Below are 14,701 nucleotides of genomic sequence, written 5' to 3'. Positions count from 1 at the left end.
GGGTGATCCCACGACCGGCGCCCCGTGTATAATCCGCCACTTCTTCGAAGGCGAGCCTGCGGAGAAACCACCTTGCGAGGGTGGCGGAATTGGTAGACGCACTGGATTTAGGTTCCAGCGCCTTACGGCGTGAGGGTTCGAGTCCCTCCTCTCGCACCACCCGAATTTTCCCAGCGCCCCCGCGCCCATGCCGGTCGATCACTACGAGAATTTTCCCGTCGCATCGCTCCTGCTGCCCGCGAGACTGCGCCAGCCCATCGAGCACATATACGCGTTTGCCCGCAGCGCGGACGATATCGCTGACGAAGGCGATGCCAGCCCCGTCGAGCGCCTCGCCGGGCTGAATGACTACCGCCGCGAACTGCATCTCATCGAGCAGGGCAAGCCAACCACCATCGGCCTGTTCGCACCACTGGCGGACACCATCGCCCGCCACCGGCTCCCCATTCAGTATTTTCGCGATCTGCTCGACGCCTTCAGTCAGGACGTGGGCAAAACCCGCTATGCGACCTACACCGAACTCAAGGACTACAGCCGCCGTTCGGCAGACCCGGTCGGTCGCCTGTTGCTGTGCCTGTTCAACGCTCATCGCGAACCGCTCCTGACGCAGTCCGACGCGATCTGCTCGGCGCTGCAATACATCAACTTCTGGCAGGACGTGGGCATTGACTGGGCCAAGGGTCGCGTCTATCTGCCGCAGGAAGACCTCGACCGGTTCGGCGTGAGCGAATCGCACATCGCTGAACAGCGGGTCGACGACGCCTGGCGCTCGATGATGGCGTTTCAGGTGGACCGGGCGCGTGCACTCATGCTCAGCGGCGCCGATCTGCCCCCGTCCTTGCCCGGTCGCGTGGGGTGGGAATTACGGTTGATCGTACTCGGCGGGCTGCGTATTCTCGGACGCATCGAGTCGGTCGGCTACGACGTCTTCCGACATCGCCCCAAGCTGGGCAAGACGGATGCATTGCGCATGGCACTGCAGGCCGCGAACTACAGACACTCGACACGATGAACCCCCACGATTATTGCCAGCAAAAGGCAGCCGCCAGCGGCTCGAGCTTCTACTACAGCTTTCTGTTCCTGCCACCCGAGCGCAAACAGGCCATCATGGCCCTCTACGCCTTTTGCCGGGAAGTCGACGACGTGGTCGATGAATGCCAGGACCCGACCATCGCCGCCAACAAGCTGGACTGGTGGCGTGCCGAGATCGGGCGCGTTGCGGCCGATGAAGCCACCCATCCGGTCGGGCACGCCCTGATCGATGTCCGAAAGCGCTTCAATCTCGCGCCAGAGCAGCTACTCGAGATCATCGACGGCATGCAGATGGATCTCACCCAGACGCGCTATCTCGACTTCAAGGGCCTGCGGCTTTACTGCTATCGCGTCGCTTCGGTGGTGGGCCTGCTTGCCGCCGAGATCTTCGGCTACGAAGATCGTCAGACCCTCAAGTACGCGCACGACCTGGGCCTCGCCTTCCAGATGACCAACATCATCCGGGACGTGGGTGAAGACGCCCGCCGGGGGCGCATCTATCTGCCCGTCGAAGACCTGCAGCGGTTCAACGTGCCGGCCAAGGACATTCTCGACGCGAAACACTCGGACGCCTTCGTGTCACTCATGCGTTTCCAGTACGAGCGGGCGGTCGGTTTCTACGAGTCAGCCATGGCACATCTCCCCGCGCAGGATCGCAAGGCGCAGCGCCCCGGGCTGATCATGGCGGCCATCTACCGCACATTGCTCGAAGAGATTGCCCAGGACAACTTTCTGGTGCTGGACCGACGCACATCCCTCACCCCGGTCCGCAAACTGTGGATCGCGACACGTACCTGGTTCAAGGGCTGATCCATGGCTTTCGCCTCCCCGGACGCTCCGCGCGTTGGCGTGATCGGTGGCGGCTACGCGGGCCTGGCCTGCGCCGTTGAGCTGGTCAAGCGCGGAGCACAGGTCGCCGTATTTGAAAGCTCCCGCGTCATGGGTGGCCGGGCCCGCGTTGTCGAAAAAGGCGAGCTGCGTGTCGATAACGGCCAGCACATGCTGCTGGGCGCCTATTCGGAAACACTGCGCCTGCTGCGCCTGGTCGGGGTCAGACCCGGCGTCTTCAACACGCGTCCACTCGACCTCAACTTCCCCGGCCAGCTGCGCTTGCGCGCCGCACGTCTCCCGGCGCCGCTGCATCTTGCTGTCGGATTGTTGCGCGCGGAGGGTATGAACTGGGGCGAGCGTCGTGCCTGCCTGCGCTTCATCCAGCACCTCAAGAAACATCGTTTTCGCCTGCCGGCGCAGATGACGGTCGCTGAGTTGCTCGATCGAGCAGCCCAGCCCGAGCGTCTGAATCGCTATCTCTGGCAACCGCTCTGCGTCGCTGCACTCAACACCCCGGCGCAGGAGGCCTCGGCGCGCGTGTTTGCCAACGTGCTGCGCGACTCGCTGGCTTCGGGTGCGGCGGCCAGCGAAATGCTGCTATCGCGCGTGGACCTCTCCGAGCTGTTCCCGGTGCCCGCAGCACGCTGGATCGCGATGAATGGCGGTCAGGTCTATGTCACCGAGCCGATTGCGCGGATCGTGCGCGATGGCGATCAATTTGCACTCGAAGGCGATCCTTCCACCTCACGTGGTTTCGATCATGTGGTCGTTGCGACAGCGCCGTATCACGCCACCGACCTGATCGACAACTTTCCGGCATTGAGCGATCTGCAACAGACCCTCGACGCCTTCGAATACGAACCCATCCTGACCACTTACCTGCAGTACGATCACAGCGTCCGCTTGTCGAGCGCCATGATCGGTGACGTTGAAGGCCCGGCAGAATGGTTCTTCGATCGCGGGCAGTTTGGCGGCAATGAGGGGCTCATCGCCGGCGTCGTCAGCGCCCGCGGGCCGCATCTTGCATTGCCGAAGCATGAAATCGAACTGGCCATGCACAACCAGCTTGAACGCATCGTCGGGCACCAGCTGCCCAAGCCCGACGAGATTCTGACCATCGTGGAAAAACGTGCCACCTTTGCCTGCCGTCCGGGAGTCAAGCGCCCCGGGGTAAGAACTGCTGAACGCGGTCTCTGGCTTGCCGGCGACTATGTGGACAGCCCGTATCCGGCCACTATCGAGTCAGCCGTGCGTTCCGGTGTGGCCTGCGCGCGCGCCATCATGCCCGCACGCTGATCACGCCGTCACCTGCTCCTCAAGCCGGCCACCCTGCATGTGAAAGACCCGGTCACATCGATCGGCCAGTGCATTGTCGTGAGTGACCAGAATCAGGGTGGTGCCCCGCTCCCGGTTCAGTTCGAACATCAGCTCGATCACGGCGGCGCCGGTCTCGGCATCGAGATTCCCCGTCGGTTCATCGGCAAGCAGTACCGCGGGGTCCGGCGCAAAGGCACGTGCGAGCGCCACCCGCTGTTGCTCTCCCCCCGACAGATGCTTCGGATAATGTTTGACTCGCTGTGCCAGCCCGACGCGTTCAAGCCACTTGCGTGCGCGTGCCTCGGCGTCGGCCGCACCGGCCAGTTCAAGGGGAAGCATCACGTTATCCAGCGCGGTAAGTGCCGGCAACAACTGGAAGGACTGGAAGACGAACCCCATCTGTTCCCCACGGAGCCGGGCACGACCGTCCTCGTCCAGATCGAAAAGTGAATGACCGCACAATTGAACCGAGCCCGCGGTGGGCGCGTCCAACCCTGCGATCAGACCGAGCAAGGTCGATTTACCTGAACCGGAGGCACCGACAATGGCGACGGTCTCCCCGGCGCTGACGGCAAAATCGACCTCATGCAGAATCTGCAGCGGCACACCGCTATCGTCCCGAGTGGCCACGGATTTGCTCAGCCCGGAGACCAGAATGACTGTTTCGGAGTTAGGAATGACGCCTCGATCCATGGTTCGATCCATTGTTGTCCTGTTATTCATCCTCGCCAGCCCGCTGGTGGGCGCAGCCACGATTCTTGTGCTGGGCGACAGCCTGTCTGCCGGCTATGGCTTGCGCGCCGAGCAGTCCTGGCCAGCACATCTGGCCCGCCGCCTCGAAGGCATTGAGGGCACACACACCGTCGTCAATGCCAGCGTCAGTGGCGAGACCACCGCCGGCGGGCGCGCCCGTCTGCCCCACGCCCTCGAGACGCACCAGCCAGACGTGGTGGTCATCGAACTGGGGGCCAACGATGGACTGCGTGGATTACCGCTCGAACGCATGAAATCGAATCTGGAAGCCATGATCGACCACAGCCGTCGAGCCGGTGCCCAAGTGGTGCTGGTGGGCATGCAGTTGCCACCGAACTATGGCCCCGCGTATGCCAACAAGTTCCGTCAAACCTTCGAAACCGTGGCCTCAGAACGGAACACGGCCTTTGTGCCCTTCTTGCTGGCGGGCTTTGCCGACCGGCGTGAATGGTTTCAGCCCGACGGCCTGCATCCGACCGCGGAGGCCCAGCCCGCAATTCTGGACAATGTGTGGCCGGCCATCGAACCCATGGTCCGCGCCGGCGTCAAGCTCAGCGAACGCTGACGCGCGCCTCGCCCTGAGCCATTTCACCGATCACGCAAGCACCGTCAAACCCCGCGTCGTGGAAACAGGCAAGCACTGCGTCCACGGCCTGCGGCGCACAGCTGACCAGCAAACCGCCACTGGTCTGGGGGTCCGTCAGCAAGGTTTGCTGCCAGGGCGCAATCGACGGATCCAGTTCGACAGATGCGCCGTAGCCATTCCAGTTTCGATTCGAAGCGCCGGTGGCCACGCCCTGTCTGGCGAAGTGCACCGCTTCGTCGATGAGCGGCAAGGTGTCGAAGCCCACCTCGGCCCGTAGCCCGGCGCCACGACACATTTCCAGCAAATGGCCGGCCAGCCCGAAGCCGGTCACGTCGGTGACCGCATTCACACCGTCGATCATGGCCAGGCGTGGTCCCGGGGTGTTGAGCTGCGTGGTGCTGGCGATCATCTGCGCGTAACCCTGACTGGACAGCTGCCCCTTCTTGAGCGCAGCCGACAGCACACCAACCCCCAGCCGTTTGCCCAGAACGAGCACATCGCCGACCCGTGCCCTGTCGTTGCGCAGCAAGCGCGCCGGATCAACCACCCCCAGAGCCACAAGACCGTAGATGGGTTCGAGCACGTCGATGGAATGCCCGCCAGCGACCGGAATACCCGCCTCGGCGCAGACGCTCGCACCGCCTTCCAGGATCTGCCCAATCACCTCGACCGGCAGCTTGTCGAGCGGCATGCCGACGATGGCCAGCGCCATGATGGGCGTCGCGCCCATGGCATAGACGTCGCTGATGGCATTGGTCGCAGCGATGCGCCCGAAGTCGGTCGGATCATCGACGATCGGCGTGAAGAAGTCGGTCGTCGCGACGATGGCCTGGGACTCGTTGAGCTGATAGACCGCGGCATCGTCTGCCGAGGCATTCCCCACCAGCAGTTCCTTGGGCATGACCCCCAGCGGCGAGCGCGCAAGGATATCGGAGAGCACGGCCGGTGCGATTTTGCAGCCGCAGCCGCCGCCGTGGGAGAATTCGGTCAATCGAATAGAAGACATGTGACGTTTCTGGCGCCGGATCGGCGCGACTGGACAGGTGATGACAAAAGGCAGCGCGACCGTAGCACAGCTCCCGGAATTTGACGAGATTATCGATGTTCGCTCACCCGCGGAGTTCGCTGACGATCACTTGCCCGGTGCCGTCAGCATGCCGGTGCTCGACAACGAGCAGCGAGCCCAGGTGGGCACCATGTACAAGCAGGTCTCTCCGTTCGACGCCCGACGGCTTGGCGGTGCGCTGGTCGCACAGAATCTTGCCAACCACCTGCTCACCCACTTTCAGGACAAGCCCCGCCACTGGCGTCCGCTGATCTACTGTTGGCGTGGTGGCCAGCGAAGCGGTGCGTTTACCACCTGGCTGCGCATGATCGGTTGGGACGCCTGCCAGCTCGTGGGTGGATACAAACAGTACCGCCGTGAGGTGGTCAGCGCGCTCGAAACCCTGCCCCGAACCTTCGAATTCCAGGTGGTCAGCGGTCCGACCGGCAGCGCCAAGACACGCGTGCTCGAAGCACTGGAGCGCAAGGGTGCCCAGGTACTTGATCTGGAAGGCCTGGCGGCGCACAAGGGTTCGGTGCTCGGCGCCCTGCCCGGCACCGCACAACCGAGCCAGAAGTTCTTTGAAACCCTGCTGTATCAGCAACTGAGCCGATTCACGCCAGAACAGCCGGTCTTTGTCGAAGCGGAAAGCCGCAAGATCGGCCGCATCCATTTACCTGGCGCGTTGATCGAGCGCATGCGCGAGAGCGAGTGCGTCATGATCGACGCCAGTCGTGAGGCACGTATCGAGTTTCTGCTCCGGGACTACGCGTACCTGGGCGACGATGCGGAAGACCTCAAGTTCAAGCTCGGCTGCCTGCGCCGCATCCTGCCCAACGAGACACTCGACCGCTGGAACGACTATGCGGACGCGCATGATCTGCCCCGGCTGTTTACCGAGTTGATTGATCAGCATTACGATCCGCTCTATCGGCGCTCCCAGAACAGCAACTATCAGGGTTATGCGAATGCCCGACGCGTCGAAAGCAGCGATCTGTCGGAGGGCGGCATTGATGCTGTCGCCGCCGCCATCCTCAAGCAGTGAGTGTGTACCGCTTCAGGCTGGCGTGGTTTCGGGTAATTGATAAGGCTGTGTGTCCTTGACGGCACAGACACGCTGAACCACCGCGCGCGGAGGGTCGCCGACGATGCCTTGCTCGAAGGCCACCGGACAGAACTCGTCCCTCAACCGCAGCAATAGCTCGCCGGCCTCCAGCAGAAACTCCGGGCTGCGTGGCCGCCCGAAGGCTTCGTTCCCGACCATGAAGGTTTCGTAGATCAGAACACCGCCCGGTTTCAGGCAGTCGAGCATGGCCTGGAAAGCCGGCCGGTAGAGATAGTTGGCGACGACAATCGCGTCGAAAGCCTCGGCCTCCCACGGCCACGGCGATCCGTCTTCGAGATCAAGGTGGCAGGTCACCACCCCCGGCACTTCAGACACGACTTCAAGCGCGGCTTCGTCTCGATCGGCGGCAATGACATGCAAGCCTCGGTCGGCCAGGTGACGCGCGTGACGCCCCCGACCACACGCCAGATCAAGAACGCGACCGCCGTCGAGAATCAGGGGAGCAAATCGCACCACCCATGGCGACGGAGAGAGGTCGCCATGGCCGCTCATTGATCCACACCCGCCAGGCACAGGTACTTCATCTCAAGATACTCATCAATGCCGTACCGAGAGCCCTCGCGCCCAAGCCCCGACTGCTTCACGCCACCAAAGGGCGCCACCTCGTTCGACATCACGCCCGTATTGATCCCGACCATGCCGTACTCCAGTGCTTCCGAGACCCTTACGATACGCCCGACATCACGGGAATAGAAGTACGCCGCCAACCCGAAGATGGTGTCATTGGCCATGCGGATGCCCTGGGCCTCGTCATCGAATCGGAACAGCGGCGCCACCGGGCCGAACGTTTCCTCCCGGCACACCTTCATCTCGGTCGTCACATCGGCCAATACGGTGGGCTGGAAATAGGTGCCGCCCTTCTCATGCCGCTTTCCGCCGGTCAGCACGCGGGCGCCCTTCTCGAGTGCATCGCTAATGTGGGATTCGACCTTCTCGACGGCACTCTCATCGATCAGCGGGCCCTGGGTCACGCCCTCGTCCAGCCCGAAACCGACTTTCAGCTCGCCGACCCGGGCGGCCAGTTTCTCGGCGAATGCGTCATAGACGGATGACTGAACCAGAATGCGGTTGGCGCACACGCAGGTCTGGCCGGTATTCCGGTATTTGGACGCCATGGCGCCTTCGACCGCGGCGTCAAGGTCGGCATCGTCGAACACGATGAACGGCGCGTTGCCACCCAGTTCCAGCGACAGTTTCTTGATGGTCGGCGCACACTGCTCCATCAACACACGCCCGACCTCGGTCGACCCGGTGAATGACAGCTTTCGCACCGTGGGGTTGCCCGTCAGCTCGCCACCGATGGCCTTCGTGTCGCCGGTCACCACGTTGAACACGCCCGGCGGAAAACCCGCACGGTCGGCCAGTTCGGCGAGCGCCAGCGCGGTGAACGGCGTCTGTGTGGCGGGTTTGACAACGGCGGTGCACCCGGCCGCGAGGGCCGGCGCCACTTTGCGCGTGATCATGGCCGCGGGGAAGTTCCAGGGTGTGATCGCCGCGCAGACGCCGACCGGCTGGCGAATCACCATCAGGCGGCGGTCCTTGCCAAGTGTGGGTATGGTGTCTCCATAGACCCGCTTGGCCTCCTCGGCGAACCATTCAACGAACGAGGCGGCGTACGCCACTTCACCCCTGGATTCACTCAGCGGTTTGCCCTGCTCCAGCGTCATCATTCGCGCCAGATCGTCCGCGTGCTCGTTGATGAGGTCGAACCACTTGCGAAGGATCTGCGAGCGCTCCTTGGCGAGCCGGTCCCGCCAGGCCGGGAACGCCTTCTCGGCCGCCGCGATGGCCTCTCTTGTTTCGTCTGCCCCGAGTCTCGGTACGCCACCGAGTCGCTCACCATTGGCCGGATTGAACACATCCACCGTGTCGGCGCTGTCACACCAGCGCCCATCGATATAAGCCGCCTGTTTGAACAGGCCCGGTACTTGTAGCTTGTCTTGCATGCTTGACGGGTCTCCTGAAATTCTTCGGAATATTCTTGTGCCAGCGCAAAAAGTCACGTCGTCTTTTCAGCCGAGGCCATAGGATCAATGCTCTGGCATTCTCACGTTATGATGCGCAGACGCGGGATAAATTCCATTGAATCATGCGCCCGTCCGCTGGTGCTCCGCACGCGGCGCGACAGGCAGTAGAAGAACCTTGCCTTCCAGTCGACACCCGGAACCGGGCCAATCTCAGAGTGATCACGCCTTTCGCCCCGTGCTGACGGTGTCGATTCTGCTCGCCGCTGTCGGTGCCACCGGTGTTGCGGCCTTGCTGGTTCGCTGGTGGCAACATCACGGCGTAGGCATCTCGGGCCCGGTGGCAGCGGTCGCCAGTAGCGATCCGTCTGCCTCTGCCACCTTGACAGCCATTCCCTGGCTGACGGCTGCCATTTTTGGTGCAGCCGTGCTCGCGGCGCTGGTTCTGCTCGGATTTCGCTACCTGCGTACGTATCACTTTGCCTCCGAGTTCGCCAAGCGTGCCACCAAGGTGGCCGAGTTCAACCAGACCCGGCTTCTCGATTTCGTCGAACAATCCAGCGACTGGCTCTGGGAGACCGACCGCGAGCACCATTTCACGCTCATCAGCAGCGGCATCCGCAGCGTTGCCAACATGGACCCGGACACACTGGTCGGTCAGGCGCCGTGGGAGCTCCCCGGCGATGAAACCGACGCCAACACCTGGCGCAATCTGAAGCTGCGCATGGCAGGCCACCAGAACATCAGTGTGCTTGTCAGCCGTCGCGACCTGAGCGATGAAGTGCGCCATCTCGAGTTCATCGGCAAGCCGCTCTTCGATGGCGAACTGTTCATCGGCTACCGCGGCATCGGGCGGGACATCACCCAGCGAATCGACGCCGAGCGCGACCTGCGTACCAGCGAAAGCCGTTTCCGCACCCTGATCGAAACCTTCTTTGACTGGTATTGGGAACAGGACGCGCAGTTTCGCTTCACCCGTGTCCTCACCAGCCCGAACAACCCGATCCAGCTGGGTGAATCGGAGACTCTCGGGCAGACCCGATGGCAACTGGTCGGCGCGAGCGAAACGGCACCGGAATGGGCAGAGCACATCGCCACACTGCACGCGCATGAACCGTTCGACAACTTCATTTATCAACGCACGCTCCCCAATGGACGTCGTGTGTGGTTCTCGATCACGGGCCGCCCGACCTTCGATTCATCCGGGCGGTTCTCAGGGTATCGGGGCGTCACCCGGGATGTGACGCAGGAGCACGAGACCCGGCATGCGCTGATCGAGAGCGAAGCGCGCTACCGCACCACCTTCGAACAGGCGCCGGTCGGCATCACCAACGCCAATCCCGAGGGCTGCATCGAGAGCGCCAACCACGCCTTTGCCCAGATGCTCGGCGGGGATCCGGCCTCACTCATCGGTCGGACGTTGAAGGAGCTGACGCATCCGGCCGATCGGGATGAGGACATCAAGTTCTTCAGCGCGCTCAAGGATGGCCGGATCAACGCCTACACCCGGGAAAAGCGCTTCGTCCATCTATCGGGGCAGGATGTCTGGGCCACGGTCGCCGTGAGTGCGCTGCGTGATGAGGCCGGCGACCTGCGCACCTGTATCGGCATCACCCAGGACATCACGGCCCGGGTACACGCAGAACGCCAGCGCCATGCGGTTGAAGAACGCTACCGCCGGCTGGTTGACGTCTCGCCCGACGGCATCATCGTGCATCGCGATGCCCGCATCATCTTTGGCAACCGAGCCGCCTTGACGATTTTCGGTATCGACGACGTCAATGAGCTGGTGGGCGAGCCGCTCGATCGTTTCTATGTGGACACCACCAACCCGCTGACCGTGCCAACCGAGGCGATCCACGGCGCCCAGCTGCCGATTCGTCACCGCCAGATCGTGCAGCCCGGCGGCGATTGCAGAGACGTGGAGATCACGAGCGTCGTCACCCAGTTCGACGACGGCCCGGCCATCCTCTCGCTGGTGCGCGACGTCAGTGATCGCAAGGCCGCCCAGCTTGCGCTCCAGCAAAGCCGGACGCGCTACAAGGAAGTGGTCGATTCGATCAACGAGGTGATCTTCCAGACGGATCTGAACGGGTGCTTCATCTTCCTGAACCCGGCATGGACGCGAACCACCGGCTTTCCGGTCGAAGAGAGCATCGGCCAGCCGCTCACCGACTACGTGCATCCCGACGATCGCGATTTTGGCCGCGTCAAGCTCGAAGCGGTGCTGGCCTCGCTCGACAAGGAATGCGAATGCGAATTGCGTATCCGCAACATGGCGGGCGAACTGCGATGGCTCGAAGTCCACGCCCGGCCGGTCTATGACGAGGTGGGCACCGTAACCGGCGCCACCGGCTCTCTCGACGACATCACGGAACGCAAGGTCGCCGAATTGACCCTGCGCAACGTGAATATGGAACTCGAGGCCCGCGTGCGTGCAAGAACGGCGGAACTCGAAACATCGAACCGCGAGCTTGAGGCCTTCTCCTACTCGGTGTCGCACGACCTGCGCGCACCACTGCGTGCCATCGATGGTTTTTCGGTGATTCTTCAGGAAGACCTCGACCCGCAGCTCGACAACACCGCCCGAACCTATCTGCAACGTATTCGCACGGCCACCGGGCGCATGGCCCAACTGATCGATGACCTGATCGAACTGGCTCGCCTCACGCGCCAGCCGCTGCGCAGAAACAACATTGACCTGAGCCAGATGGTCACCGACGTCATCAATGAAATCCGCATCACGGACCCCGACCGCACGCTGGTGACCGACATCGTTCCCGGGCTCACGGCCAATGCAGACCCCACACTCATGCGCGTTGTCGTTGAAAATCTGGTTCGCAATGCCTGGAAGTTCAGCAAAGGCAAGCCGGTGTCGCGCATTTCCTTCTTTGCCACCCGCACGGATGACGAGGTGCAGTTCTGTGTGGAGGACAATGGCGTCGGCTTCGATATGGAGTACGCCAGCAAGCTATTCGTCCCCTTCCATCGGCTGCACCCGAACAGCCAGTTTGAAGGGTCGGGCATCGGGCTGGCGACCGTTCAGCGCATCATCGCGCGTCATGGTGGCAGGATTTCAGCCCATTCGGTCCCCGGTGAAGGCGCTCGCTTCAGCTTCAGTATCGGGCACTGATGTCGATAGCGGTGTGTGCGAACTGCCACACCTTTCGACATTTGCTACAACAAATCTGATCTGTGTCATCCCTCGAAATGATGCATTGCACTATGCTCTTGTTTGCTGCAATGCAATATCCATCGATCGCTCGGTGCTGTGACCGAGCCAAAACGGCAGTCCTGAAAAGGGACGAGACATGAAAGAAAAGCACTATCTAACCCCGCTGTTCGAGCCCAAATCCGTCGCCATCGTCGGTGCCAGCGAGCGTGAAGACGCCATCGGCACTGTCGTTCTGCGCAACATGAAAGACGGTGGGTTCAAGGGCCGCCTGTTCGCCATCAATCCCAAGCACCAAGAAGTCCAGGGTGTCCCTTGCTATGCCTCGGTTGAAGACGTGCCACAGCGCCTGGATCTGGTCGTCATCGCCATTGCCGCGCAGAAGATCCCTTCGGTCATCGATGCCTGTGGCCGTGCCGGCGCCAAGGCCGCCATCATCATGTCGGCCGGCTTTTCGGAAACCGGCCGTCGCGGCGCAGCGCTTGAGCGATCCATGCTGGAGACGGCGCGTCGTCACCGTATTCGCATCCTCGGCCCCAACTGCCTGGGCATCATGCGCCCCGAGCTGGGCCTGAACGCCACTTTTGCCCATGGCCGTGCGCTACCCGGCTCCATCGGTTTCATCTCCCAGTCCGGTGCGCTGTGTACCGCGATTCTCGACTGGGCACGCCCGAACAACGTGGGATTCTCCTCCGTCATCTCCTTGGGCTCGTCGAGCGACATCGACTTCGGCGAAGCCCTGGAGTTCATGATTTCTGACCCGCGCACCGAGAGCATCTTTCTTTACGTCGAAGGGGTTCGCGATGCGCGCCGCTTCATGAGTGCGCTGCGCAGCGCCGCCCGTGTCAAACCGGTGCTGCTCATCAAGGTGGGTCGCCACCCCGAAGCCTCGCGCGCCGTGCTCAGTCACACGGGCGCCGAAGTGGGCGAAGACTCGGTTTTCGACGCCGCAGTGCGCCGTGCCGGCGTCATCCGCCTCTACAACCTGGGCCAGCTCTTCGCCGCCGCCAACGCCCTGTTCTCGCACTTCCGCCCCCGTGGCAACCGCCTTGCCATCATCACCAACGGTGGTGGCCCCGGCATCATGGCGGCCGACCGGGCCGCGGACCTTGGCATCCCGCTTGCAGATTTCGCCGAAAGTACGCTGGAAAAACTCAACGCGGCCCTGCCCGCTACCTGGTCGCACGGCAACCCGGTGGATGTGCTCGGCGACGCCAATGTCGAGCGGTATCGCGCAGCCATCAAGGCGGTGCTTGAGGGGCCGAATGTAGACGGTGTCATGGTCATGCTGACGCCGCAGGCCATGGCCAATCCGACCGAAGTGGCCAAGGCACTGATCGAGGAAGAGCGCAACGCCGACAAGCCGGTCGTCACCTGCTTCATGGGCGAAGAGATCGTCACCGAAGCCCGCAAGCTCTTCGATGGCGCCGGTATCCCGACCTTCCGCACCCCTGAGCCTGCGGTCGAGTTGTTCAGTCACATCTCGGCCTACTACCGCAACCAGAAGCTGCTCGCTCAGACGCCGGCATCGCTGACCGAACTCAACCCGCCTTCGATCGAAAGCGCACGCCTGGTCATAGAGACGGCACTCAACGAGCGCCGCAAGGTGCTGAACGAAATGGAATCCAAGGCCATTCTGGCCGCCTTCCGGATTCCCATTGCGCAAACCGTTGTCGCCCGCTCCGCCACTGAAGCCATGGTGCTGGCCGAGGAGATCGGTCTGCCGGTGGCCATGAAGATTGATTCGCCCGACGTCAAACACAAGTCGGACGTGGGTGGCGTTCGCCTCAATCTGACCAGTCTGGCCGCCGTCCGCACGGCCTATCAGGAGATCCTGGAAGGCGTTCGCAAGGCACACCCCGAAGCCCATATCAACGGCCTGGCCATCGAGCCCATGATTCGCAAGCCCAACGGCCGCGAGCTCATGGTCGGCGTGCGACGCGACCCGGTCTTCGGGCCGATCATCACCTTCGGCGAAGGCGGCACCCGTGTCGAAGCTGACAAGGACCGCGCCATTGCCCTGCCACCGCTCAACACCTATCTCGCCCGCGACCTGATTCGCTCCTCACGCGTCAGCAGCTACCTGGACGAGTTCCGCAACATGCCGCCGGTGAACATGGAGGCGCTCGAACTCGTTCTCCTGCGTGTCTCGGAGATGGTGTGCGAATTGCCTTGGATGAAGGAGCTGGATATCAATCCGCTCATCATCGACGAGGACGGCGCAGTGGTTGTCGACGCGCGTATCCACGCCGACAACGTCTCGCCAACGGCCGATCGCTACGACCACATGGCGATTCACCCGTATCCGCAGCACCTCATCTCGCACTGGACGGTGCCCGACGGCACGAAGATCACGATCCGTCCGATTCGACCGGAAGACGCGGAAATCGAGGCCGAGTTCGTCCGCAATCTGTCGGCCGAGTCGAAATACTTCCGTTTCATGAACACCATGCGCGAGCTGCCACCGGCCATGGTGGTGCGCCTCACACAGATCGACTACGACCGTGAGATGGCTTTCGTCGCCACCGTGGAGGTGGAAGGCAAGGAAACCGAGATTGGCGTCGCTCGCTATGCGGTCAATCCGGACGGCGAGTCCTGCGAATTCGCCATTGTCGTCTCGGACGACTGGCAGCATCGCGGGCTGGCCCGACGGCTCATGGGCGTGTTGATCGAGACCGCCCGCGATCGCGGCCTGGCCTATATGAACGGGGTTTTCCTCTCGAACAACGACCGTATGCTGCGCTTCGTGCAAAGCCTCGGTTTCGTGCTCTCGAACGATCCGGAAGACAATTCCATCAAGCTCGGCGTCCTGTCCCTGCAGGACTGACCTCCCCGACAGGCGAGCCTCGGGATAGAATGCCGTTTTGGCACTGCC

General features: G+C 62.7%; 11 protein-coding genes and 1 tRNA gene. 8 read left to right on the top strand and 4 right to left on the bottom strand.

Annotated features, from left to right (window positions below):
- The first annotated feature begins 74 nt into the window (after window positions 1–74).
- The 4 genes from J0W34_RS10425 to hpnE all read left to right on the top strand — a co-directional run bounded on the left by J0W34_RS10425 (window position 75) and on the right by hpnE (window position 3,159).
- A tRNA-Leu gene (locus tag J0W34_RS10425) sits at window positions 75–159 on the top strand.
- A 28-nt stretch (window positions 160–187) separates the two neighbouring features.
- Window positions 188–1,012: a squalene synthase HpnC gene (gene hpnC / locus J0W34_RS10420; protein WP_230971605.1), complete on the top strand. Its 825-nt coding sequence runs from the start codon at window positions 188–190 to the stop codon at window positions 1,010–1,012.
- Window positions 1,009–1,842, top strand: a complete 834-nt coding sequence (hpnD, locus tag J0W34_RS10415) for a presqualene diphosphate synthase HpnD (RefSeq protein WP_230971604.1) — start codon at window positions 1,009–1,011, stop codon at window positions 1,840–1,842. Before hpnC ends, hpnD begins: the two co-directional genes overlap by 4 nt.
- A 3-nt stretch (window positions 1,843–1,845) precedes the next feature.
- Window positions 1,846–3,159, top strand: coding sequence for a hydroxysqualene dehydroxylase HpnE (gene hpnE / locus J0W34_RS10410; protein WP_230971603.1), 1,314 nt, complete (start codon window positions 1,846–1,848; stop codon window positions 3,157–3,159).
- On the opposite strand, the gene J0W34_RS10405 is transcribed toward hpnE, so the two are convergent.
- Complete coding sequence (locus J0W34_RS10405; protein WP_230971602.1) at window positions 3,160–3,873, bottom strand: ABC transporter ATP-binding protein; 714 nt, start codon at window positions 3,871–3,873, stop codon at window positions 3,160–3,162.
- Between J0W34_RS10405 and J0W34_RS10400 the strand changes: the two genes are divergently transcribed.
- Window positions 3,857–4,498: an arylesterase gene (locus tag J0W34_RS10400; RefSeq protein WP_230971601.1), complete on the top strand. Its 642-nt coding sequence runs from the start codon at window positions 3,857–3,859 to the stop codon at window positions 4,496–4,498. The genes J0W34_RS10405 and J0W34_RS10400 overlap by 17 nt on opposite strands.
- Here J0W34_RS10400 and selD read toward each other — a convergent pair.
- Complete coding sequence (gene selD, locus J0W34_RS10395; RefSeq protein WP_230971600.1) at window positions 4,485–5,525, bottom strand: selenide, water dikinase SelD; 1,041 nt, start codon at window positions 5,523–5,525, stop codon at window positions 4,485–4,487. The genes J0W34_RS10400 and selD overlap by 14 nt on opposite strands.
- 40 nt (window positions 5,526–5,565) lie before the next feature.
- Between selD and mnmH the strand changes: the two genes are divergently transcribed.
- Complete coding sequence (mnmH, locus tag J0W34_RS10390; RefSeq protein ID WP_230971599.1) at window positions 5,566–6,609, top strand: tRNA 2-selenouridine(34) synthase MnmH; 1,044 nt, start codon at window positions 5,566–5,568, stop codon at window positions 6,607–6,609.
- A 12-nt stretch (window positions 6,610–6,621) separates the two neighbouring features.
- On the opposite strand, the gene J0W34_RS10385 is transcribed toward mnmH, so the two are convergent.
- Both J0W34_RS10385 and gabD read right to left on the bottom strand, forming a co-directional pair.
- Complete coding sequence (locus J0W34_RS10385; RefSeq protein ID WP_230971598.1) at window positions 6,622–7,182, bottom strand: class I SAM-dependent methyltransferase; 561 nt, start codon at window positions 7,180–7,182, stop codon at window positions 6,622–6,624.
- Complete coding sequence (gene gabD / locus J0W34_RS10380; protein WP_230971597.1) at window positions 7,179–8,636, bottom strand: NADP-dependent succinate-semialdehyde dehydrogenase; 1,458 nt, start codon at window positions 8,634–8,636, stop codon at window positions 7,179–7,181. The genes J0W34_RS10385 and gabD overlap by 4 nt, the downstream gene beginning before the upstream one ends.
- Window positions 8,637–8,901: 265 nt before the next feature.
- On the opposite strand from gabD, the gene J0W34_RS10375 reads away from it, so the two are divergent.
- Both J0W34_RS10375 and J0W34_RS10370 read left to right on the top strand, forming a co-directional pair.
- Complete coding sequence (locus J0W34_RS10375; protein WP_230971596.1) at window positions 8,902–11,787, top strand: PAS domain S-box protein; 2,886 nt, start codon at window positions 8,902–8,904, stop codon at window positions 11,785–11,787.
- A gap of 178 nt (window positions 11,788–11,965) precedes the next feature.
- Window positions 11,966–14,653: a bifunctional acetate--CoA ligase family protein/GNAT family N-acetyltransferase gene (locus J0W34_RS10370; protein ID WP_227814603.1), complete on the top strand. Its 2,688-nt coding sequence runs from the start codon at window positions 11,966–11,968 to the stop codon at window positions 14,651–14,653.
- Window positions 14,654–14,701 lie beyond the last annotated feature (48 nt).

The organism is Nitrogeniibacter aestuarii (assembly GCF_017309585.1).
Lineage (GTDB): Bacteria > Pseudomonadota > Gammaproteobacteria > Burkholderiales > Rhodocyclaceae > Nitrogeniibacter > Nitrogeniibacter aestuarii.
Note: the sequence above shows the minus strand (reverse complement) of the source record. Positions and strands in the feature narration are given on the sequence as shown.

Bases quoted from the DNA above. Each gene is read 5' to 3' on its own strand.
- hpnC (WP_230971605.1), top strand. From the start codon at position 188: ATGCCGGTCGATCACTACGAGAATTTTCCCGTCGCATCGCTCCTGCTG.
- hpnD (WP_230971604.1), top strand. From the start codon at position 1,009: ATGAACCCCCACGATTATTGCCAGCAAAAGGCAGCCGCCAGCGGCTCG.
- hpnE (WP_230971603.1), top strand. From the start codon at position 1,846: ATGGCTTTCGCCTCCCCGGACGCTCCGCGCGTTGGCGTGATCGGTGGC.
- J0W34_RS10400 (WP_230971601.1), top strand. From the start codon at position 3,857: ATGACGCCTCGATCCATGGTTCGATCCATTGTTGTCCTGTTATTCATC.
- J0W34_RS10405 (WP_230971602.1), bottom strand. From the start codon at position 3,873: ATGGATCGAGGCGTCATTCCTAACTCCGAAACAGTCATTCTGGTCTCC.
- selD (WP_230971600.1), bottom strand. From the start codon at position 5,525: ATGTCTTCTATTCGATTGACCGAATTCTCCCACGGCGGCGGCTGCGGC.
- mnmH (WP_230971599.1), top strand. From the start codon at position 5,566: ATGACAAAAGGCAGCGCGACCGTAGCACAGCTCCCGGAATTTGACGAG.
- J0W34_RS10385 (WP_230971598.1), bottom strand. From the start codon at position 7,182: ATGAGCGGCCATGGCGACCTCTCTCCGTCGCCATGGGTGGTGCGATTT.
- gabD (WP_230971597.1), bottom strand. From the start codon at position 8,636: ATGCAAGACAAGCTACAAGTACCGGGCCTGTTCAAACAGGCGGCTTAT.
- J0W34_RS10370 (WP_227814603.1), top strand. From the start codon at position 11,966: ATGAAAGAAAAGCACTATCTAACCCCGCTGTTCGAGCCCAAATCCGTC.